Raw genomic sequence first — 18480 nt, forward strand, 5'->3', positions numbered from 1 at the left:
GCGGGCGCCCGCCCGGTCGAACGGTGGTCACCTCCCCGGCGGGGCCGAACACCGGTGGACCTCGATGCGGCCGCCGCCGTCGTGCTCGCCCGCCTGCGCGCCGGCCGCCGTCCTCGGCGCGTCCCGGCCCGGGCGGACGTCCCGGATCAGGTCAGCGGACCGGGGTGGCCGAAGTGGCCGGCCCTGCGGTGGATGCGGTGGGCCTGCTGCCGGAGGCGGGGTGCGCGCGGGACCTCCGCGGTGGCGGGGCGGGAGAAGAACCACCGCTTGACCCCCTCGATCAGCACGAGGTAGACGACGACCATCGTCACCAGGGCGAGGAAGAAGGCGGGCGGGAGAGCCGTGAATCCCAGTGTCGCGGCCACGGGCGAGAACGGGAGCGCGACGCCCAGGGCCACCACGCCGAGCGACGCGGCCAGCAGCGGGATGCTCGGGCGGCTGCGCAGGAACGGGATCCGGTGGGTGCGGATGGCGAAGATCACCAGGGCCTGGGTGGCGAGGGACTCCACGAACCAGCCGGAGCGGAACAGTTCGGGCCCGGCGTGGAAGACGCCGAGCATCACCCAGAAGGTGAGGAAGTCGAAGAGCGAGCTGACCGGGCCGAAGCACAGCATGAAGCGGCGGATGAAGGCGATGTCCCAGTGCGAGGGTGCGTGCAGCTGTTCGTCGTCGACCCGGTCGGTGGGGATGGTGAGCTGGCCGGTGTCGTAGAGGAGGTTGTTGAGCAGGATCTGCGAGGGCAGCATCGGCAGGAACGGCAGCACCAGGGAGGCGCCGGCAGCGCTGAACATGTTGCCGAAGTTGCTGGAGGTGCCCATCAGCACGTACTTGATCGTGTTGGCGAAGATCCGTCGGCCCTCGGCGACGCCCTCGGCGAGCACGCCGAGGTCCTTCTCCAGCAGGACGGCGTCGGCGGCGTCCTTGGCCACGTCGGTGGCGCTGTCCACGGAGACGCCGATGTCGGCGGCGTGCAGGGCCAGCGCGTCGTTGACGCCGTCGCCGAGGAAGCCCACGGCCCGGCCGCTGCCGCGCAGGGCGCGCACGACGCGGGCCTTGTCGTCCGGGGAGACCCGGGCGAAGACGGTGGCCCCGGCGGCGGCGTCGGCCAGTTGCCCGTCGCTCATCGCGGACACCTCCCGGCCGGTGAGGGTGGTCCCGGCGGGCAGCCCGAGGTCGGCGCACACCTTCTCGGCCACCACCGGATTGTCGCCGGTGCAGATCTTGACGGTGATCCCGAGGTCGGCGAGCCGGCGCAGGGACTCGGCGGCGCCCTGTTTGGGCGGGTCGCGGAAGACCAGGAACCCGGCCAGCTCCAGCCCGCTCTCGTCCGGCACCGCGATCGCGTCGAGGCCGCCGGCGTCCTTGGCCGCCACCGCGACGACCCGGTGGCCGGCGGCGAAGAGGCCGGCCAGTACGGGGGCGGCGTCGGCGGGGACGGCGGCACAGCGGGCCAGCACGGCCTCCGGCGCGCCCTTGGTGACGAGCACCCGGGTACCGTCGGGCCGCTGGAGGAGGGCGGAGGAGAGCTGACGCTCGTGGTCGAACGGAAGGCCGGCCAGCCGCAGGTGTCCGGCCGTCAACCCGGCGGCACCGGGGGCCTGCCAGAGAGCGGTGTCCAGGGGGTTGTCGCCCAGGTGGTCGCCGTCCAGGTCCCCTTCGGTGGCGAGCAGCCCGAGCAGCAGCACGTCCTCCCCGGCGGCGCCGGCGGGGTCGAGGGCGCTCTCGAAGGTGATCCGGCCCTCGGTGAGGGTGCCGGTCTTGTCGGTCACCAGGATGTCCATGTCGCCGAGGTCCTCGATGCACACCAGGCGCTTGACCAGGACCTTGCGGCGGGCGAGGCGGCGGGAGCCCGCTGCCAGGCTGGTGCTGACCACGGCGGGCAGCAGCTGCGGGGTGATCCCGACGGCGATGGCCAGCGAGAACAACAGCGCGTCCAGCAGCGGCCGGTGCAGCACCGTGTTGATCACGAAGATGCCGGTGGTGAGGACGGCGGCGACCTGGAGCAGCAGCACCGAGAATCGGCGCAGGCCGACCTGGAACGCGGTCTCCGGCTGCCGGTCCCCGAGACCGAGCGCGATCCGGCCGAACTCGGCGCGCCCGCCGGTGGCGACGACCACCCCGGTGCCGCTGCCCGCGTGCACCACCGTGCCCATCAGCGCGCAGCACGACAGTTCCGCCAGCTCCGGTTCGCCGTCCACCGCTGCCAGGTCCTTGTCCACCGGGGCGGATTCGCCGGTGAGGATGCTCTCGTCGCACTGGAGGCCGGTGCGCTCCAGCACCCGCACGTCGGCGGGCACGATCCGGCCGAGGGCCAGCCGCACCACGTCGCCGGGGACCAGGCCGGTGACGTCCACCTCCTGCTCGTGGCCGTCGCGCAGCACCACGGCGGTGCGCCGCACCTGCGAGTGCAGGGCCTGTGCGGCCCGCTCGGCCCGGTACTCGTTGGCGAAACCGAGGGCGACGCTCAGCAGCAGGATCACGCCGATGATCACCGCGTCGGTGCGCTCGCCGAAGAAGAACGACACCACCGCGGCGGCCAGCAGCAGGAGCAGCAGGGCGCTGCGCAGCTGGCGGCCGAGCACCGCCAGGGCCCGCACCCGGTGGGTGCGGACCGCGTTGGGGCCGACGGCGGCGAGCCGCCGCCCGGCCTCCGCGCCGGACAGCCCGGCGCGGGTGCTGTCCAGGCGGGCGAGCACCTGGGCGGCGTCCTGCGTGGCGGCCTGGCGGGCGGGCATCCCGGCGGCGGCGTCCTGCTGCTCGGCAGCCGGACGCACCGGGTCCGGCCGGGTGAGGGTCCGGTGCATCGGCTGGAACTCCTGTCGGCCAGGGGTGCGGGTCACCGACCGGCGGCCGGCACATCGGCGTGCTCGGCGTGGGCGGTGTCCTGGTGCGCGGCGTCGTGGGCGGTGTCCTGGTGCGCGGTGTCCCGGACGACGACGACCGGGCAGGTGGCGTGGTGGACGCAGTGCTGGCCGACCGAGCCGAGCAACGCTCCGGTGAAGCCCCCGTGGCCGCGGCTGCCGATGACCAGGAGTTCGGCGCCCTCGGCGGCGTCCAGCAGGACGCGGGCCGCGTTGCCGCGTTCCACCCGGCGGCCGATCTCGACCGGGTGGGCCGGGCCGCCCTCCTCCTCGACGACCTGGGCGAGCGTCTGCTCGGCCGCCGTGCTGAAGTCCGCGTCGCTCAGCGGCATTTCCCAGCCGTGGACGGCCGGATACTCCCAGGTGATCACCGCTTCCACGGTGGCACCCGTCAGAGCCGCCTGGCGTACGGCCCAGCGCAGCGCGGACCGGGACGACTCCGAGCCGTCCACGCCCACCACGATGCGCCGCTCCGCCGTGCTGCCGGTCCCGTTCATGCCGTTGTCCTTCCGATCGATGGGTTGTCGGGTTGCGCGGTGCGGTTCAGGCGCGCAGGTCGCCGGCTGCACCGGCCGGTCGCCGCGGGCGGCGTGGATGTCGGTGCGGCACATGCCCCTCACACCGCCCGGGCCCGCCGTCGACCGGGGTCGAGCGGGGCATTCGCGGCGGGCTGAAGGCCCCCGGCAGCTCCGGGCCGCTGGTCACCGGCCCTGCGCCGCGTCGTGCGGGACGACCGCCACCGGGCCGTGGGCGTGGTGGACGACCGCGTGTGCCAGGTGTCCCAGGTGCGGCGCGGCCAGCGGATGCGCGGGGGCGCGCCGGCCCAGGACCACCAGGGCCGCGCCGCGCGACGCCTCCAGCAGTGCCCGGGACGCGCCCCAGCCGGTCACCTCCGCCACCGTGCGCACCTCGGGGAACTTCTCCTGCCAGGGGGCCAGCGCGTCCTGCAAGCGGACCGTCCTCGCCTCCACCAGCGACCGCCGGACCTCCGCCGGACCGATCGGGGCGTCGGTCCGCAGCGGCCCGTGCGGTTCGGCCCCGCCCTCCAGGGCCCGCAGTACGGCCCCGCGCCGGGCGGCCTCCTCGAAGGCGAACCCGAGGACGGCGCCGGACGGCCGCTCGCCGCTCGCTCCGACCACGACCTCGCCGGAGCCGTCCGGGTCCGCGGCGCCTTCCGGCACCAGGACGACCGGGCACCGCGCCTCCGCGGCCGTGCGCAGCGCGACGGAACCGAGGAGCCGCCCGGCGAGCCGGCCCGATCCCCGGGAACCGAGCACCAGCAGCCACTGCTTCTCACCGGCGGCGGCCAGCACGGACCACGGCTCACCGGGAATCGCCTCGCACGAGACGTCCAGCCCCGGCAGGGCGTGCACGAGCTCGGCCCGGAGCGTCGTCGCGAACTCCGGCAGCCGGTGCCCGGCCGGTTCACGGTGCCCGAAGGCGCTGCCCGACGGTGACACCACGGTCACCAGCCGGAGGGCGACGCCGCGCCGGAGCGCGTCGGCCGCCGCCCAGCGGGCCGCTGCGGCGCTCTCGGCCGAGCCGTCGACGCCGGCCACGACGGAATCGCACATGGGTGGACCTCCAGGGGTGCGGATGGTCCGGGCGGCGGTTCGCCCGGCCTCGTGCTCCCAACAGCGTCGCCGCGGCCCCGGCCGTCCGGACAGAGGTCGGAAGTCTCCGGCCGGTTCCGAAGGTCCCGCAGGCCGTCGCCCGTCCGGGACGGCCCCGCCGGACGGCCCGCACCGGTTGTCCCGACCGGCCGGGACCATGGGCCCGGACCATGGGCCGGGCAGGCCCTCGACCCGGAGAGCGCGCCCCGGCCAGGATGGCTGCAGGCCCCCGGCGACCGCACCCGGGGCCGCCCCGAGCAACGGAGAGCAGGGACACCGCCATGGGCACGTTCGTTCTGGCCGGCACCGACGGTTCGGCCGAGAGCACCGCCGCAGCGCACTGGGCCGCCGACGAGGCGCTGCGCCGCGGCCTCGCCCTGCGCCTCGTCCACGCCTGGACCTGGGAGGACGACCTGCACGCCGATCCCAGCCGGTCGGCGTCCGTGCGCACCCTGGCGGAGCGCATGCTGGCCGACACCGCGCAGCAGGTGCGCGAGGCCCATCCGGGGCTGGAGCTGCACACCGGCCTGCTGACCGGCGGCGAGCCCGCCGCCGACCTGGCCGCCGCCGCGGCCGACGCGGAGCTGCTCGCCGTCGGCTCGCTGGGCCTGGGCCGCTTCGAGGGCCTGCTGGTGGGGTCGATCGGCCTCGACGTCGCGGCGCGCTGCGAGGTGCCGGTTGTGCTGGTGCGGGCCGCGCAGCCGCAGCCGGGCGAGGCCCCCGGCGAGGTGGTCGTCGGGATCGACACCCGCGCCCCGGCGGACGCCGTCGTCGATTTCGCCTTCCGCGCGGCCGAGGCCCGCGGCGCGGTGCTGCGCGTGGTTCACGGCTGGACTCCGCCCCCGGTCTGGGGCTACGCGGGCTGGGTGGCGCCGGAGACCGAGGCCGAGCAGTTCCGCATCCTTGAGGCGGAGCTGCTCACCCAGGGGCTCGGCGGGTGGCGGGCCAAGTACCCGCAGGTCACGGTGGTCGAGGACAGCCGGATCGGCAGCGGTGCCGGGGCGGTGGTGGACGCCTCCGCCGGCGCCGCCCTGGTGGTGGTCGGCCGCCGTCGCCACCGCCTGGGCCGGGTCGCCCACGCCGTCAGCCACCACGCCAAGTCGCCGGTCGCCATCGTCCCGCACGACTGACCCGACGCACCTGGCCGCCGGTCACCACCGTGCCTTGGATCCGGAGCCGGGTCGGCCTGACGGCACGTCAAACCGACCGGCGGCCGGGCGAACAGCGCGAGCACCGGTGAACCGGCACGGGGGCGGTCCGGCAGGTTGGCAGGACGCCCGGCAGTTCGGCATGACGTCCGAGGACTTCGCCGAGCTGCTCGGTGACCGGATCCCCGCCCGCAGGGCGCTGTCGGCCGTCACTACCGCGCCCGCCGGCATCCGCGCGGGCACCCGGAACCGGCGGGGCCCCGAACCGGTGACCTGAGTACCCGTACTCAAGTGAGTGCTGTCAGTGCCGGATGAGACTCTTCGGGCACGTCGGGACTTCCGGGCCCGGTGGTGACGGAGGGGAGAAACAGATGAGGCGCGCGACTTTCGCCTGGGTGGCCGCGGCGGCGGCCGTCGTGGTGGCGGCGGGGCCGGCGATGGCCGGGCAGGGCGGGGAACCCGAGCACGGAACGCCCGGGACGGGGGAGATCCTGCCGCACCCCGGACCGGACGGGTTCATCTGGATTCCGGACTGGATCGGCAACGGCGGCGCGGTCGGCGCCGGCCTCAACATGTCCGGCCCGCCCGTCACCGTCACGGTCGGCTGCCAGGGCGGCAGCAGCGGCGCGGGCGAGGTGCACGTCAGCTTCGGCGGCGGCACCACCCCGGTCGAGTTCACCGTGGCCTGCCCGGCCGACACCATCGGCCGCGGCTCGGCCGTGGTACCGGTCGACCGGATCTCCTCGCTCAGCGTCGGCGTGGAGACCTCGGCCCCCGATGTGCACTGGGGCCTGACGATCACTCAGCCGGATTCCTGACCGCCCCTCCGTCGCATTCTGCGGGCCGCGATGCCGCACGGAAGGGCGGCGAGCCACAGGTAGAGCCCGGCAGTGGGCGAGACGGTCCAGGCGACCGCTGCGGTCGCCGCGGCGATCAGGATCGTCCCGGCGTGGTCCATCGCCACGCCTTGAGCCACCCGTCGGTGGACCGGGCGGGAGCACAGCCGGGCGTGCCGCAGGATCCTGACGAACAGCAGCAGGTACAGCAGGTTGGCCGCGGCGATCGTGGCGGCGTAGAACGTCACCGCCTGCGGCTCGCGGCCCCCGTAGTCGGACAGCAGCGTCGTCGGGAACGGGAGCAGCGCCACCGCGCCGAGACCCGCGAGTGTCAGCAGGACGGACGCGTCGTCGACCCGTGCGACGAACTGGAAGATCCGCCGGTGGTCCCGCCACAGCGAGGCGATGACGGCGAAACTCAGGCCGTACGTGCCCAGGCGGGGCCACACGTCCCGGAGCGCGTGCACGAATTGTGAATGCTCCAGTCCGGCCGGCACGGAGATGTTCAGGACCAGCAGCGTCAGCGCGATCGCGTAGACGCCGTCGGACAGCGCGGTCAGCCGGCTGGGGGAGCCGCGCGCCTCCTCGGCGGCGGACGCCCCGGGAACGGAGCTGCCGACCTCACCCTCCGCTCTCATGGGAGCACTCCAGGGGGTGGTGTCGGCCGGCTTCGCAGCAGCGTGAGCGACACGGCCCGGGTCGGCCGTCGGCGCCCGGACCTCAGGTGTCCGTGCCGTCGGTGACCACCAGGTCCTCCTCGTACTCGGCGTTCGGCGGCAACTCCTCGGTCCCCGCGAGGAAGACCGCGACGCCATCGGCCACCTCCGGGGCGGACGCGGTCGGCCGCACCGCCAGCAGGGCGAGTGCGCCGTCCGCGTGGGCGACCAGCAGGTCGCCGCTCGCGGTGGCGGTCAGCGCGGAGATCGGGGCACCGGCCGGGGACGGGTGCTCGACGGTCTCCTGCGTCTCGACGTCGAGTTCGAGCAGTGAGCCGGTCGGGGCGCCGATCCACAGGACACCGGGTCGGACGCCCCAGGCGAGGTTCTCGTCCGGCCACCGCTGCGCGTCGTCCTCGGCGAGCGTCCTCGTCAGGACCCTCCGCAGCGAAGGGAACGCGAAGACGTCCAACGAGTCGACGTAGGCGTTGCCGCGGACGGCGAGGTGCCGGCCGTCGGCGCTGAACAGCGGAGCGCCGTAGCCGTCGGCGGCCAGGACCAGCGCGTGCCGCAACTGCCGCATCGCCGCCGGGGGTTCGGCTCCGGGTCGGGCGAACAGGCAGAAGGTGGCGGACTGGTCGCTGACCAGGGTGGCGACCAGCTCGCCGGACGGGTGGACGGCGACACCGGTGTCCCAGTAGGGGGCCGGGACGGCGCTGCCGGTGGCGAGGTCGAGCGCGTCCGAGGAATCGCCGGACGGCTTCGCCCACAGGGTGCGGCCGTCCGGGCTGAACGCCAGGTGGAGGTAGGCGGCCGAGACCTGCTCGGGCGCCGACGGGCCGTCCGGCGTCCACCGGGTCAGGGTGCTGCCGTCGGCGACGACCAGCAGCGGCCGCTCCGGGTGCCACGCCACCGGCGGAGCCGTCTCGGACCGCCACCACTCGGCGGGGTCCGGCTCCCGGGCCGGCCCCAGGTCGACGGGCGCGAGCTCGCGCAGCCGCCCGCCGCCGCAGTCCCAGACCCGGACCAGCCGGCTCTTCGCCGCGGTACCCGCCACCAGCGGGAGCCGGGGGTGGCGGACGAGCTGTTCGACGGGGCGCTGCGAGTCGGCCGACAGGCGGGCCAGCACGGCGAGTTCGGTCATGGCGGCACGGTAGCGGCGGGGTGTGACGACGTCAGGTGAGGGCGCAGGACGGACGCGCCGTCCTGACGGACCGGCGTCAGTGCGGGGCGAGCACGCAGAACTCGTTGCCCTCGGGGTCGGCGAGCACCGTCCACGGCACGTCGCCCTGGCCGACGTCGAGGTCGGTCGCGCCAAGGGCCCGGAGGCGGGCGACCTCCGTGGACTGGTCGTCGCCGGGGTGGGGCAGCAGGTCGAGGTGGAGGCGGTCGGGAGCGGTGCGGGCGTCGGTGGAGCGGAGGAACTCCAGGTAGGGGCCGGTACCGGCGGGGGAGCGCAGGGTCGCCTGGCCGTCGGCGACCTCGTGGACCGTCCAGCCGATCGCCTCACCCCAGAAGCGGGCCATCCCCCGCGGGTCGGCGCAGTCCACCACGATCGCGGCGACCGGGCCGGTGTCCCGATAGATCTCACGGGGCTCCAGCACGCAGAACTCGTTGCCCTCGGGGTCGGCGAGCACCGTCCACGGCACCTCGCCCTGACCGAGGTCGACGGGCGTCGCGCCGAGCGCCAGCAGGTGGGCGGCCAGTTCAGCCTGATGGGCGGGGGAGGTGCTGGCGAGGTCGAGGTGCATGCGGTTCTTGGCCGGGCCCTTGCCCTCCGGGACGGGCACCAGGTCGAGGCCGATGGCGACCGGGTCCGGCCAGACCAGCTCGCCGGGCGGGGCGACGTACGTGGTCACGCCCGGATGGTGGGCGGTCCAGCCGAGCGCCTGCGCCCAGAACCGGCCGACCGCCACCGGGTCGAGAGCCTTGATGATCACATGAGCGGGTCGCAGCGCCATGTCGGCGATCCTATGCACTGCGACCCGCCACCCGGGCCGACCAACCATCGGGCCGCACCCGTACGGCCTGCGGCCGCCACCGCCCTGCCATCACACCTCGCGGCGCGGCCACCGCCCCGACACCGAGCCGGTCGGCGCCGCGCGTCCAGGTCCTCGACGGGGATGCGAATCGACCGGCGCGGCGTCAGGTCGTCCGAACGCCCCGGGCCCGGTTGAGGGCGGCCTGGAGCTGCAGCCAGGTCGGATCGCCGGAGGAGGTTCCGGTCACCGTGGCGAGGTCGGCGTCTGCCCAGGAGCGAGTGCCGTCGGTGGGGGCGAGGCGCCCCTCCAGGTCGTCCTCCTGCGGCACCTCCTCCGTTCCCGCAGGGAACCAGCGGTTCTACGGCAGGGCCGAGAGTGCCCCGCCCGGGCCGGTCCCGGACGGGGCGAGGGGGGTTCTACTTCGCGGTGCGGTGGTGCGGGACGGCCCAGCGGTCACGCGACCAGAACCGGGTGAGCCCGTCGGTCCACGGTCGGCAGTCGATCGGCGTACGGGGGCGTGGCGGACCGCGTAGCAGGCCCCGACGAGGATCTGCCAACGGGGCTGGACAGGCGGGGGGTCAGACTCGGACGAGTTCGGCAGCGCGCTGCCCCAGGTCCGCGGCGCCCGGGATCCCGCGTCGGGCCCAACCGGTCATTGTGGTACGGACTTTGTGAAGATCCTTCTTGTGCCGGTCCGAGACGACTCCGTCCATGAAATCCAGGGACCGACCCCAAATCCCCACAGCCTCGTCGTGGCGGCGTTGGGCAGCGACGGACCGCGCCAGGTTCCCGAGCGTCAGGGCGTGAATGCGCCGGAACGCCTCGGGGTCACGACCGGCGAGAGCGGCGCGGTGGTGGCGTTCGGCCGCCCGGTGGTCTTTCAGCTCGGCCAGGGTTTTGGCGGTGTGAGAAGCGACGGTCGCCGCTACCGGCCCGGTGGCGGCCGTGAAAGACGCCGGCGGAGCCGTGGTGTCAAGCATGGCGTCCTCGGCCGCCAGTAGCGCCGCTGCGGCCTTCTGTCCGTTCCCCACAGCTCCGTACGCCCTGGCGCTCGTGATCAGCAACAGGGCCTCGGTCTGCGGGTCCACCTTTCCACGCGCTCGCCGCAGGGACTCCTCCGCCAGTTCGGCGCAGAACTCCGGTTGCTTGAGGTTGAGAGCCTGATGGGCGAGGGCGCGCATCATCCAGGCTCCGTGTCCGGTCGGATCGCTCTCGCAGGCGAGTTGGTAGCCGAGAAGGTAGTACCGCTGCGCGGCGCCCTCCCGGCCCAGATCGTGGTACTTCCACGCGGCGAGGTACGACAGTTCGGCCGCCACGCCATAGGCGTCCCGGCGAATCGCCTCGGAGGGATACACGGCCTGGAGCATCGGCACCACCGTGTCGGTCAGGTAAGTGGTCACGGCACTCAGCCCGTGCCCACCGCCAAGACGCTCGTCAGCGGCAGTGAACACGCCGGTGATGTGCCGGACGGTGGCCACCTCGCCGACGCCCACCCGGCCACCGGCCCTCCCTGCTCGCAGGGTGGCGGCGACCGCCTGGTGATCGTAGGTCAGCGGCAGTGCCACAGCGGCAGTGGCGAACGCACTGGCGAGGAAGTCTCGGCGGGACTGCGTCACGGCTCGCCCGAGGTCGGCGGCGGTGGCCAGTGGGTCGGCGCCCATAGCCTCCCCGATCGCTTCCGACCCTGGCCCGATCTCCGCCACGGTCACCTTGCGGCGCGTCTTCCGGGTAAGGGCCTCGGCGAGGTACCGCGGGGTGCGCCCCGTGGGAGTGCCGCCGGCCACCCAGTGGGCGATGGCTGATGGAGCTGTGGCCAAGTGCTCCCCCGCCTCGGAAGCGACTGCGCGCACTGTCGTCGCCAGTGCCTGGTACGTGCATCCGGACTCCGCGATGGCCCGGGCCAGTGCCTCGTTCGGTGCCTTGTTGTCCGTCAACTGTCGCCCCTAATTGCGATCTTGAACGGGTTGAACGGGATCGGTGTGCCCACACCGTACCTCCGGAGCGTGACTGGCTGTTCACTGATTGCACCGACAGGCCAGGGGTTCCCGCCCGACTGGCACGGCAATGGCGGCACCTGCCGAAAGCCAAGCGGTGAGCCCGCCAGCGGTTTCGCAGATTCCTCCCCGAACCTCGGGGAGGTGCACCAACTCGCAGCAGTACCAATGGAGGGAGCACAACCATGTCCGACAGCACCCAGGTCAGCAACCTGACGCGGCGCCTGGACCACTCGGTGCCGGACGGCGACTTCGCGCCGGTGGCCACCGAGGTCTGACAGCAACTCCACACTGATGCCGAGTAGTTGACGGCATGGCGGGTCGGCTCGGATGACCGCCCGGGTCGGCCCGCCGCGCGGCATCGTCACACAGTCCCAAGCAAGGAGAGTCCGCAGTGAACACCACCATCGCCACCAGCGTCCCGGCCGGCTCCTTCTTCGACCTCGGCCGGAAGGACCCGGAACTGCTCCGCCTGCGCGAGGAGGGCGCGGAGAGCGCTCTGCCCTTCGCCTTGATGGAACACCTCATCAAGTCCGGTACCCCCTACGCGCAGCACGCCCGTTCCCTGCGCAGCGAGAACGTGACCGTGGCCGGCGCGGCCTTCGACTGGTTCGAGGCCCGGCTTCCCGGCGAGATCGCCAACGAGATCAACCTGACGGACTACGAGATCGTCGAGCACACCGACGCCCGCCGCGCAGCGCTGTCCGAGGCGCTGGACCGCCTGTCGCTGGTCCACCCCGAGGGATTCGCCCGCGTGCGCGAGTTCGTTCGTGGGCTGCTGTGGGTCGGGCTCAAGCCCGGAGTCCGCGCTTCTTCGCTGACCAGTTCCAGTGACCCGGCGCTCCCGTACATCGTCGTGTTCTCCGACAAGGCCCGACACCACATCCCGCCGAACACGGTCAGCCCGGAGCCGTCTCCCCGCTTCTTGGCCGAGAACCTGCTCCACGAGGGAACGCACCAGTCGATCAGCTTCCACGTCCTTCAGCACCAGGTCTTCGCCGACGGGTACTCGTCCAAGGAGTCCCCGAAGATCGAGATCAAGTGGCGAGCGGGTCAGGGCGTCGCGCGCAACCAGTTCTGGGAGGTGGACCGGGCCTTCCACGCGACCGGTGTCTACAACCAGTTGCTGAGGTTCCGCCGCACCGAGCTGGACCGCGACGACCTGACCGCCAACGAGCGCACGTGCTTCCAGGCCGCCTGCGATGAGGGCCTTCCCGCCGTCCGCTACCTCATGCGCGAACTCGAACTCCTGAGTGAGAACTTCACCCCGCACGGACTGGAGCTGCTGGCCGACCTGCGTCGGCAGACCGACCAGCTGTAGTGCCACCCCGAGCAGAATCGAACGAGGAGGGTCCGGTGCTCCAGCACCTCATCACACAAGACGCCGGCCTGCGGATGATCCCGACCGACCGGGGCAAGTTGACGACTGCGGTTGGCCAACTCCGCGAAGATCTAAGGGCCTTGCCCGAAGGGGCCGACCCGGCCCGTGTCCGGGTCCTGACCAGATGGATCGGCGTCGGTCAGATGTGCCTGGGTCACCACGAGGAGGCCCTCACGTTCCTGCGGCAGTCGCTCGACTTGGCCGCAGCGAGCGGCAACACCCGAGCGGTCGTCGCCACCGGGCTCAACCTCGGCGACGCCCACCGCTACGCCGGTGACATGCGGACCGCGGATGCGCTCTACCGCAGCGCCCTGGGCACCGCGCGGAGCCAACACCCGGATTTGGTGGACTTCGCGCTCCAGCACACCGGCAAGTATCTGATGGAGCGCGGTGACCTCGTCGGCGCCGAGGCCCACCTCCGGGAAGCGCTGCGTCTGCGGATCGCCAAGGGGGACACCGAGCTGATCGGGTCCACACGGGCAGCACTCTCGCAGGTGGAACAGTTGATCGAGCAAGCCGCCGCGCCGGGGGCGGACAACGCCGTGCCCCGCCAGTGGAGCGGCCGGTGGACTTCATGGCTCCAGTCCAACACCACGGCCCGGGCCCCGGACCGGTGGGCAGAAGACTTCCCGGCCATCCGGAGCGCCGTGCGCGGGCTGACCGTGCATCAGCGGGTACACCCGCGCCACCTGCGCGACCAGCCGTTCCCGGTCGAGTCGATCACCGCTATGGCGCAGGAGGCCGAGGAGGCCCTGACCGCCGACGGACGCCTCCACAACGGCAAGTGGAACGCGGCCGTGGGCGACGCCGCGAACCGCTTCGCAGGGCGAGTGGATCTCGCCGCAGTCGTCGCGGAGTCCACCGGCCTGGAGGTGGAGCAGCCGCACAACGGCGTCTACATCGCCTATCTGGAGGAGGGGCAGTTCCTCGACTTCCACGTGGACGAGTTCGGGTTCGGTGAGGCCAATCTGATCCTGTGTCTCAAGCACGAGCGTCCCGCCGCAGCTCCCGCTGTGAGCACCACCGTCTTCATCGGCGCTGACGGCTACCGCGCGTGCGACCTCGCAGCGGGCGAGTGCGTTGTCTTCGATGGGGCGATCACCCCGCACGGAAGGACTCCCCTCGGCGCCGGAGAGCGCGTGGTCCTCATCAGCTTCGGGTTCCGTGCGCGTGATGCGGCCAAGCGTTCGGCTGCTCACCTCCCGGCGGCCCCGCGCCGAGTACGGTGAGCGCCTGCGCTTTGCGTTGACGCCGGCTCGATCTCCCTGAATGCCCTGGGTGTCACCGCAGGTCAGGGCCTCGTACAGGCTTGAAGTGCTCGCTCGCCCAACCTCCGGGCCGGTGAGCGGCCGCCTCGCGGCTGTGACGCTGCGTACACAGTGGACGAGGACGCGACCACGCGTCCGGCCCCCGGCTCGACGTCGAGCACCGCGAGCTCCCGCAGCCGCCCCGCCGCGCAGTCGGGGACGCGGACGGCCTGGGGCCGGGGGAGACGCGCGCTGATCCGACGGGAATTGTCAGACACGCCCTCGGGCCCGGAAATGACGGTGGGCAGCCAGGAGCAATCTTGCATGATTTTGCTGCGGTGCGTATATTCATGCTGGGCCTTCAGGAAGGAATGCCATGGTATTGCGAGTTGCCGTCGCCGGAGCGAGCGGGTATGCGGGCGGCGAGGTGCTGCGCCTGCTGCAAGGGCATCCGGAGGTGGAGATCGGGGCGCTGACCGGCGGCTCCAACGCGGGGCAGCGTTTCGGTGCGCTGCAGCCGCACCTGATCGGGCTGGCCGACCGGGTGCTGGAGCCGACGAACCCGCAGACGCTGGCGGGGCACGACATCGTGTTCCTCGGCCTGCCGCACGGCCAGTCCGCCGAGCTCGCCGCCCAACTCGGCGAGGACGTCCTGGTGGTGGACCTCGGCGCCGACCACCGGCTGAGGTCGGCGGCCGACTGGGAGCAGTTCTACGGCTCCCCGCACGCCGGCACCTGGCCCTACGGCCTGCCCGAACTGCCGGGCCACCGTGACGCGTTGAAGGGCAGCAAGCGGATCGCGGTGCCGGGCTGCTACCCGACGGCCGTGACGCTCGCGATGTTCCCGATGTTCGCCGCGGGCCTGGCCGAGCCGGAGGCCGTGATCACCGCCGCGTCCGGCACCTCCGGCGCGGGCAAGGCCGCCAAGTCGCACCTGCTGGGCAGCGAGGTGATGGGCTCGATGAGCCCGTACGGCGTCGGCGGCGGCCACCGGCACACTCCGGAGATGGCGCAGAACCTGACCCCGCTCGCGGGCGAACCGGTCACCGTCTCCTTCACCCCGACGCTCGCGCCGATGCCGCGCGGCATCCTCGCCACCTGCTCCGCCAAGGCGAAGCCCGGCGCCACGGCCGAGAAGCTCCGAGCCGCGTACCAGGAGGCGTACGGCGACGAGCCGTTCGTCCACCTGCTCCCCGAGGGCCAGTGGCCGCACACCTCGTCCGTCTACGGGTCGAACGCGGCCGTGCTGCAGGTGGTGCTGGACGAGCACGCCGGGCGGATCATCGCGATCAGCGCGATCGACAACCTGGTGAAGGGCACCGCCGGCGGCGCGGTGCAGAGCATGAACATCGCCCTCGGCCTCCCCGAGGAGCTCGGCCTCCCGCTGAACGGAGTCGCACCATGACGGACACTCAGAACCTCGGCGTCACCGCGGCGAAGGGCTTCCGCGCGGCGGGCGTCACCGCCGGCCTCAAGGCGTCCGGCACCTCGGACCTGGCGCTGGTCGTCAACGACGGCCCGCTGCACGCCGCGGCCGGCGTGTTCACCTCCAACCGGGTGCACGCCGCGCCGGTCAAGTGGTCCCGGCAGGTGCTGAAGGACGGCGAGCTGGCCGCCGTCGTCCTCAACTCCGGTGGCGCGAACGCCTGCACCGGCCCGGAGGGCTTCCAGGACACCCACGCCACCGCCGAGAAGGTCGCCGCCGAGCTCGGCGTCGGCGCGGTCGAGGTCGCGGTCTGCTCCACCGGCCTGATCGGCGTCCGGCTGCCGATGGACAAGCTGCTGCCCGGCATCGAGCAGGCCGCCGAGGCGCTCAGCAGCACCGGCGGCGAGGCCGCCGCGATCGCCATCAAGACCACCGACACCGTGCACAAGACCGCGCAGGTCACCAGCCCGGCCGGCTGGACGGTCGGCGGCATGGCCAAGGGCGCGGGCATGCTCGCCCCGGGCCTGGCCACCATGCTGGTCGTGGTCACCACCGACGCCGTGGTCGAGGCCCCGCAGCTGGACGCCGCGCTGCGCGACGCCACCCGCACCACCTTCGACCGGGTCGACTCCGACGGCTGCATGTCCACCAACGACACGGTGCTGCTGCTCGCCTCCGGAGCCTCCGAGGTCGCCCCGGAGCAGGCCGAGTTCGCCGAGGCCGTGCGCGCCGTCTGCGCCGACCTGGCCCGCCGGCTGATCGGCGACGCCGAGGGCGCGTCCAAGGACATCCGGATCGACGTCGTGAACGCCGCCACCGAGGACGAGGCCGTCGACGTCGCCCGCACCATCTCCCGCAGCAACCTGCTCAAGTGCGCCATCCACGGCGAGGACCCCAACTGGGGCCGGGTGCTGTCCGCGATCGGCACCACCTCCGCCGCCTTCGACCCGGACCAGCTGGACGTCGCCATCAACGGCGTCTGGGTGTGCCGGAACGGCGGCGTCGGCGAGGACCGCGAGCTGGTCTCGATGAAGGGCCGCGAGGTCGTCATCACCGCGGACCTGAAGGCCGGCCGGGCCGACGCCAGCATCTGGACCAACGACCTGACCGCCGACTACGTCCACGAGAACAGCGCCTACTCCAGCTGACCCGGGGGAATCGACACACGCCATGCAGATCGCACCCAAGGGCGAACAGGCCCGCAGCAACGCCGCCCTGCCCAAGGCCCGCACCCTGATCGAGGCGCTGCCCTGGCTGGAGCGCTTCCACGGCAAGACCGTCGTCATCAAGTTCGGCGGCAACGCCATGGTCGACGAGGACCTGAAGGCCGCCTTCGCCCAGGACGTGGTCTTCCTCCGCTACGCCGGACTGCACCCCGTCGTGGTGCACGGCGGCGGCCCGCAGATCAGCGCCCAGCTCGACAGGCTCGGCCTGGAGTCCTCGTTCACCGCCGGCCTGCGCGTCACCACCCCCGAGACCATGGACGTGGTCCGGATGGTGCTCGCCGGGCAGGTCCAGCGCGAACTCGTCGGCCTGCTCAACGCGCACGGCCCGTTCGCCGTCGGCATGACCGGCGAGGACGCCCACACCATGACCGCCGTCAAGCGCTACGCCGTGGTCGACGGCGAGCAGGTCGACATCGGCCTGGTCGGCGACATCGTCAACATCGAGGCCGGCGCGGTCAAGGCGCTGATCGCCGACGGCCGGATCCCGGTGATCTCCTCGATCGCCCGCGGCGCCGACGGCCACATCTACAACATCAACGCCGACACCGCCGCCGCCGCGATGGCGGTCGCGCTCGGCGCCGAGATGCTGGTCGTGCTCACCGACGTCGAGGGCCTCTACAAGGACTGGCCGAACTCCGACGACGTGATCAGCCAGCTCGGCGCCTCCGAACTGGAGGAGATGCTGCCGACCCTGGCCAGCGGCATGCTCCCCAAGATGGAGGGCTGCCTGCGCGCCGTCCGCTCCGGCGTCGGCACCGCCCGGGTGCTCGACGGCCGGGTCCAGCACAGCCTGCTGCTGGAGATCTTCACCGACGAGGGCATCGGCACCATGGTCGTGCCCGACGACGAGACCACCGTCCTGGGGGGCCTGGCATGAGCGACGAACCGACCGGCAACGCGGCCATCACCGCGCGGTACCAGCACACCCTGATGCACAACTACGGCACCCCGCGGATCCCGCTGGTGCGCGGCGAGGGCGCCCTGCTGTGGGACGCCGACGGCAACGAGTACCTCGACCTGGTCGCCGGCATCGCCGTCAACGCGCTCGGCACCGCGCACCCCGCGATCGTCGAGGCCGTCACCGGGCAGATCGCCACCCTCGGCCACGTCTCCAACCTGTTCATGGCCGAGCCGACCATCCAACTCGCCGAGAAGCTCGTCGAGTTGGCCGGCCGTCCGGCCCGGGTGTTCTTCTGCAACTCCGGCGCCGAGGCCAACGAGGCCGCCTTCAAGATCTCCCGGCTGACCGGCCGCACCCACCTGGTCTCCGTCCAGGGCGCCTTCCACGGCCGCACCATGGGCGCCCTCGCGCTGACCGCCCAGCCCGCCAAGCAGGACCCGTTCAAGCCGCTCCCCGGCGACGTCACGCACGTCCCGCTCGGCGACGTCGAGGCCCTGCGGCAGGCCGTCACCACCGACACCGCCGCCGTCTTCCTGGAGCCCGTCCAGGGCGAGAACGGCGCCGTCCCGCTGCCCGAGGGCTACCTGCGGGCCGCCCGGGAGATCACCCGCGCCACCGGCACGCTGCTGGTCCTGGACGAGATCCAGACCGGCATCGGCCGCACCGGCCACTGGTACGCCCACCAGGCCGAGGACGGCGCCGACCCGGACGTCGTCACCCTCGCCAAGGGACTCGGCGGCGGCCTGCCGATCGGCGCCGTGCTCGCCTTCGGCGACACCGCCGAACTGCTCGCCCCCGGCCAGCACGGCACCACCTTCGGCGGCAACCCCGTGGTCGCCGCCGCCGGCCTCGCCGTGCTGCGCACCATCGAGGAGCAGGGCCTGCTGGAGCACGCCGCCAAGCTCGGCGAGCGCCTGCGCCACGGCATCGAGGCGATCGGCGACCCGCTGGTCGCGCAGGTGCGCGGCAAGGGCCTGCTGCTGGGCATCGTGCTGACGCAGCCCGTCGCCGGCCAGGTCCAGGCCGCCGCGCAGGACGCCGGCTTCCTGGTCAACGCGGCCGTTCCGGACGCCGTCCGGCTGGTTCCGCCGCTGATCCTCACCGAGGAACAGGCCGACCGCTTCCTCGCCGCGCTGCCCTCGATCCTCCGAACGGTCCGCGAAACCGCCCCCGGCGCGAACAGCTGAGCGTCTTTCAGGAGAATCTTCA

General features: G+C 73.0%; 17 protein-coding genes. 9 read left to right on the forward strand and 8 right to left on the reverse strand.

The features are described 5' to 3' along the window. Nucleotides 1-146: 146 nt before the first annotated feature. The 3 genes from mgtA to CG736_RS33970 all read right to left on the reverse strand — a co-directional run bounded on the left by mgtA (nucleotide 147) and on the right by CG736_RS33970 (nucleotide 4435). The gene (mgtA, locus tag CG736_RS33960; RefSeq protein ID WP_100589970.1) at nucleotides 147-2804 is read right to left on the reverse strand and encodes a magnesium-translocating P-type ATPase; all 2658 of its coding nucleotides are present in this window, start codon (nucleotides 2802-2804) and stop codon (nucleotides 147-149) included. A 32-nt stretch (nucleotides 2805-2836) separates the two neighbouring features. Further along, complete coding sequence (locus tag CG736_RS33965) at nucleotides 2837-3358, reverse strand: universal stress protein (protein WP_100590007.1); 522 nt, start codon at nucleotides 3356-3358, stop codon at nucleotides 2837-2839. Between the two features lie 204 nt (nucleotides 3359-3562). After that, a complete protein-coding gene (locus tag CG736_RS33970; protein ID WP_198520703.1) occupies nucleotides 3563-4435 on the reverse strand; it encodes a universal stress protein in 873 nt (290 codons plus the stop codon). A 320-nt stretch (nucleotides 4436-4755) separates the two neighbouring features. On the opposite strand from CG736_RS33970, the gene CG736_RS33975 reads away from it, so the two are divergent. From CG736_RS33975 to CG736_RS33985, 3 genes are all read left to right on the forward strand, one after another. Further along, the gene (locus CG736_RS33975; RefSeq protein ID WP_100589972.1) at nucleotides 4756-5604 is read left to right on the forward strand and encodes a universal stress protein; all 849 of its coding nucleotides are present in this window, start codon (nucleotides 4756-4758) and stop codon (nucleotides 5602-5604) included. A 160-nt stretch (nucleotides 5605-5764) separates the two neighbouring features. Then, nucleotides 5765-5899: a hypothetical protein gene (locus CG736_RS38480; protein ID WP_255419065.1), complete on the forward strand. Its 135-nt coding sequence runs from the start codon at nucleotides 5765-5767 to the stop codon at nucleotides 5897-5899. 94 nt (nucleotides 5900-5993) lie between these two features. Continuing rightward, on the forward strand, nucleotides 5994-6440 hold the full coding sequence (locus tag CG736_RS33985) for a hypothetical protein (protein WP_100589974.1): 447 nt from the start codon (nucleotides 5994-5996) through the stop codon (nucleotides 6438-6440). Here the strand turns inward: CG736_RS33985 and CG736_RS33990 are convergent. The 5 genes from CG736_RS33990 to CG736_RS34005 all read right to left on the reverse strand — a co-directional run bounded on the left by CG736_RS33990 (nucleotide 6425) and on the right by CG736_RS34005 (nucleotide 11030). Beyond that, the gene (locus CG736_RS33990) at nucleotides 6425-7096 is read right to left on the reverse strand and encodes a TMEM175 family protein (RefSeq protein WP_100589975.1); all 672 of its coding nucleotides are present in this window, start codon (nucleotides 7094-7096) and stop codon (nucleotides 6425-6427) included. The genes CG736_RS33985 and CG736_RS33990 overlap by 16 nt on opposite strands. A gap of 82 nt (nucleotides 7097-7178) precedes the next feature. Next, nucleotides 7179-8258, reverse strand: a complete 1080-nt coding sequence (locus CG736_RS33995) for a hypothetical protein (protein WP_100589976.1) — start codon at nucleotides 8256-8258, stop codon at nucleotides 7179-7181. Nucleotides 8259-8334: 76 nt separating this feature from the next. Beyond that, a complete protein-coding gene (locus tag CG736_RS34000) occupies nucleotides 8335-9075 on the reverse strand; it encodes a VOC family protein (RefSeq protein WP_100589977.1) in 741 nt (246 codons plus the stop codon). A gap of 184 nt (nucleotides 9076-9259) precedes the next feature. Beyond that, nucleotides 9260-9424: a hypothetical protein gene (locus CG736_RS36710; protein WP_157815839.1), complete on the reverse strand. Its 165-nt coding sequence runs from the start codon at nucleotides 9422-9424 to the stop codon at nucleotides 9260-9262. 250 nt (nucleotides 9425-9674) lie between these two features. Continuing rightward, nucleotides 9675-11030, reverse strand: a complete 1356-nt coding sequence (locus tag CG736_RS34005; RefSeq protein ID WP_100589978.1) for a transcriptional regulator — start codon at nucleotides 11028-11030, stop codon at nucleotides 9675-9677. A gap of 454 nt (nucleotides 11031-11484) precedes the next feature. Between CG736_RS34005 and CG736_RS34010 the strand changes: the two genes are divergently transcribed. The 6 genes from CG736_RS34010 (at nucleotide 11485) to CG736_RS34040 (ending at nucleotide 18458) form a co-directional block, all read left to right on the forward strand. Beyond that, nucleotides 11485-12411: a hypothetical protein gene (locus tag CG736_RS34010; RefSeq protein ID WP_100589979.1), complete on the forward strand. Its 927-nt coding sequence runs from the start codon at nucleotides 11485-11487 to the stop codon at nucleotides 12409-12411. A gap of 35 nt (nucleotides 12412-12446) precedes the next feature. Then, complete coding sequence (locus tag CG736_RS34015; protein WP_100589980.1) at nucleotides 12447-13700, forward strand: tetratricopeptide repeat protein; 1254 nt, start codon at nucleotides 12447-12449, stop codon at nucleotides 13698-13700. A gap of 394 nt (nucleotides 13701-14094) precedes the next feature. Next, on the forward strand, nucleotides 14095-15123 hold the full coding sequence (gene argC / locus CG736_RS34025; RefSeq protein ID WP_100589982.1) for an N-acetyl-gamma-glutamyl-phosphate reductase: 1029 nt from the start codon (nucleotides 14095-14097) through the stop codon (nucleotides 15121-15123). Next, complete coding sequence (gene argJ / locus CG736_RS34030; RefSeq protein ID WP_100589983.1) at nucleotides 15120-16292, forward strand: bifunctional glutamate N-acetyltransferase/amino-acid acetyltransferase ArgJ; 1173 nt, start codon at nucleotides 15120-15122, stop codon at nucleotides 16290-16292. The genes argC and argJ overlap by 4 nt, the downstream gene beginning before the upstream one ends. Nucleotides 16293-16314: 22 nt before the next feature. Continuing rightward, on the forward strand, nucleotides 16315-17247 hold the full coding sequence (gene argB / locus CG736_RS34035; protein WP_100589984.1) for an acetylglutamate kinase: 933 nt from the start codon (nucleotides 16315-16317) through the stop codon (nucleotides 17245-17247). Beyond that, on the forward strand, nucleotides 17244-18458 hold the full coding sequence (locus CG736_RS34040) for an acetylornithine transaminase (RefSeq protein WP_100589985.1): 1215 nt from the start codon (nucleotides 17244-17246) through the stop codon (nucleotides 18456-18458). Before argB ends, CG736_RS34040 begins: the two co-directional genes overlap by 4 nt. Nucleotides 18459-18480: the final 22 nt, after the last annotated feature.

This window comes from Kitasatospora sp. CB02891 (assembly GCF_002803145.1).
Taxonomy (GTDB): Bacteria; Actinomycetota; Actinomycetes; order Streptomycetales; family Streptomycetaceae; genus Kitasatospora; species Kitasatospora griseola.

Bases quoted from the DNA above. Each gene is read 5' to 3' on its own strand.
- mgtA (WP_100589970.1), bottom strand. From the start codon at position 2,804: ATGCACCGGACCCTCACCCGGCCGGACCCGGTGCGTCCGGCTGCCGAG.
- CG736_RS33965 (WP_100590007.1), bottom strand. From the start codon at position 3,358: ATGAACGGGACCGGCAGCACGGCGGAGCGGCGCATCGTGGTGGGCGTG.
- CG736_RS33970 (WP_198520703.1), bottom strand. From the start codon at position 4,435: ATGTGCGATTCCGTCGTGGCCGGCGTCGACGGCTCGGCCGAGAGCGCC.
- CG736_RS33975 (WP_100589972.1), top strand. From the start codon at position 4,756: ATGGGCACGTTCGTTCTGGCCGGCACCGACGGTTCGGCCGAGAGCACC.
- CG736_RS38480 (WP_255419065.1), top strand. From the start codon at position 5,765: ATGACGTCCGAGGACTTCGCCGAGCTGCTCGGTGACCGGATCCCCGCC.
- CG736_RS33985 (WP_100589974.1), top strand. From the start codon at position 5,994: ATGAGGCGCGCGACTTTCGCCTGGGTGGCCGCGGCGGCGGCCGTCGTG.
- CG736_RS33990 (WP_100589975.1), bottom strand. From the start codon at position 7,096: ATGAGAGCGGAGGGTGAGGTCGGCAGCTCCGTTCCCGGGGCGTCCGCC.
- CG736_RS33995 (WP_100589976.1), bottom strand. From the start codon at position 8,258: ATGACCGAACTCGCCGTGCTGGCCCGCCTGTCGGCCGACTCGCAGCGC.
- CG736_RS34000 (WP_100589977.1), bottom strand. From the start codon at position 9,075: ATGGCGCTGCGACCCGCTCATGTGATCATCAAGGCTCTCGACCCGGTG.
- argC (WP_100589982.1), top strand. From the start codon at position 14,095: ATGGTATTGCGAGTTGCCGTCGCCGGAGCGAGCGGGTATGCGGGCGGC.
- argJ (WP_100589983.1), top strand. From the start codon at position 15,120: ATGACGGACACTCAGAACCTCGGCGTCACCGCGGCGAAGGGCTTCCGC.
- argB (WP_100589984.1), top strand. From the start codon at position 16,315: ATGCAGATCGCACCCAAGGGCGAACAGGCCCGCAGCAACGCCGCCCTG.
- CG736_RS34040 (WP_100589985.1), top strand. From the start codon at position 17,244: ATGAGCGACGAACCGACCGGCAACGCGGCCATCACCGCGCGGTACCAG.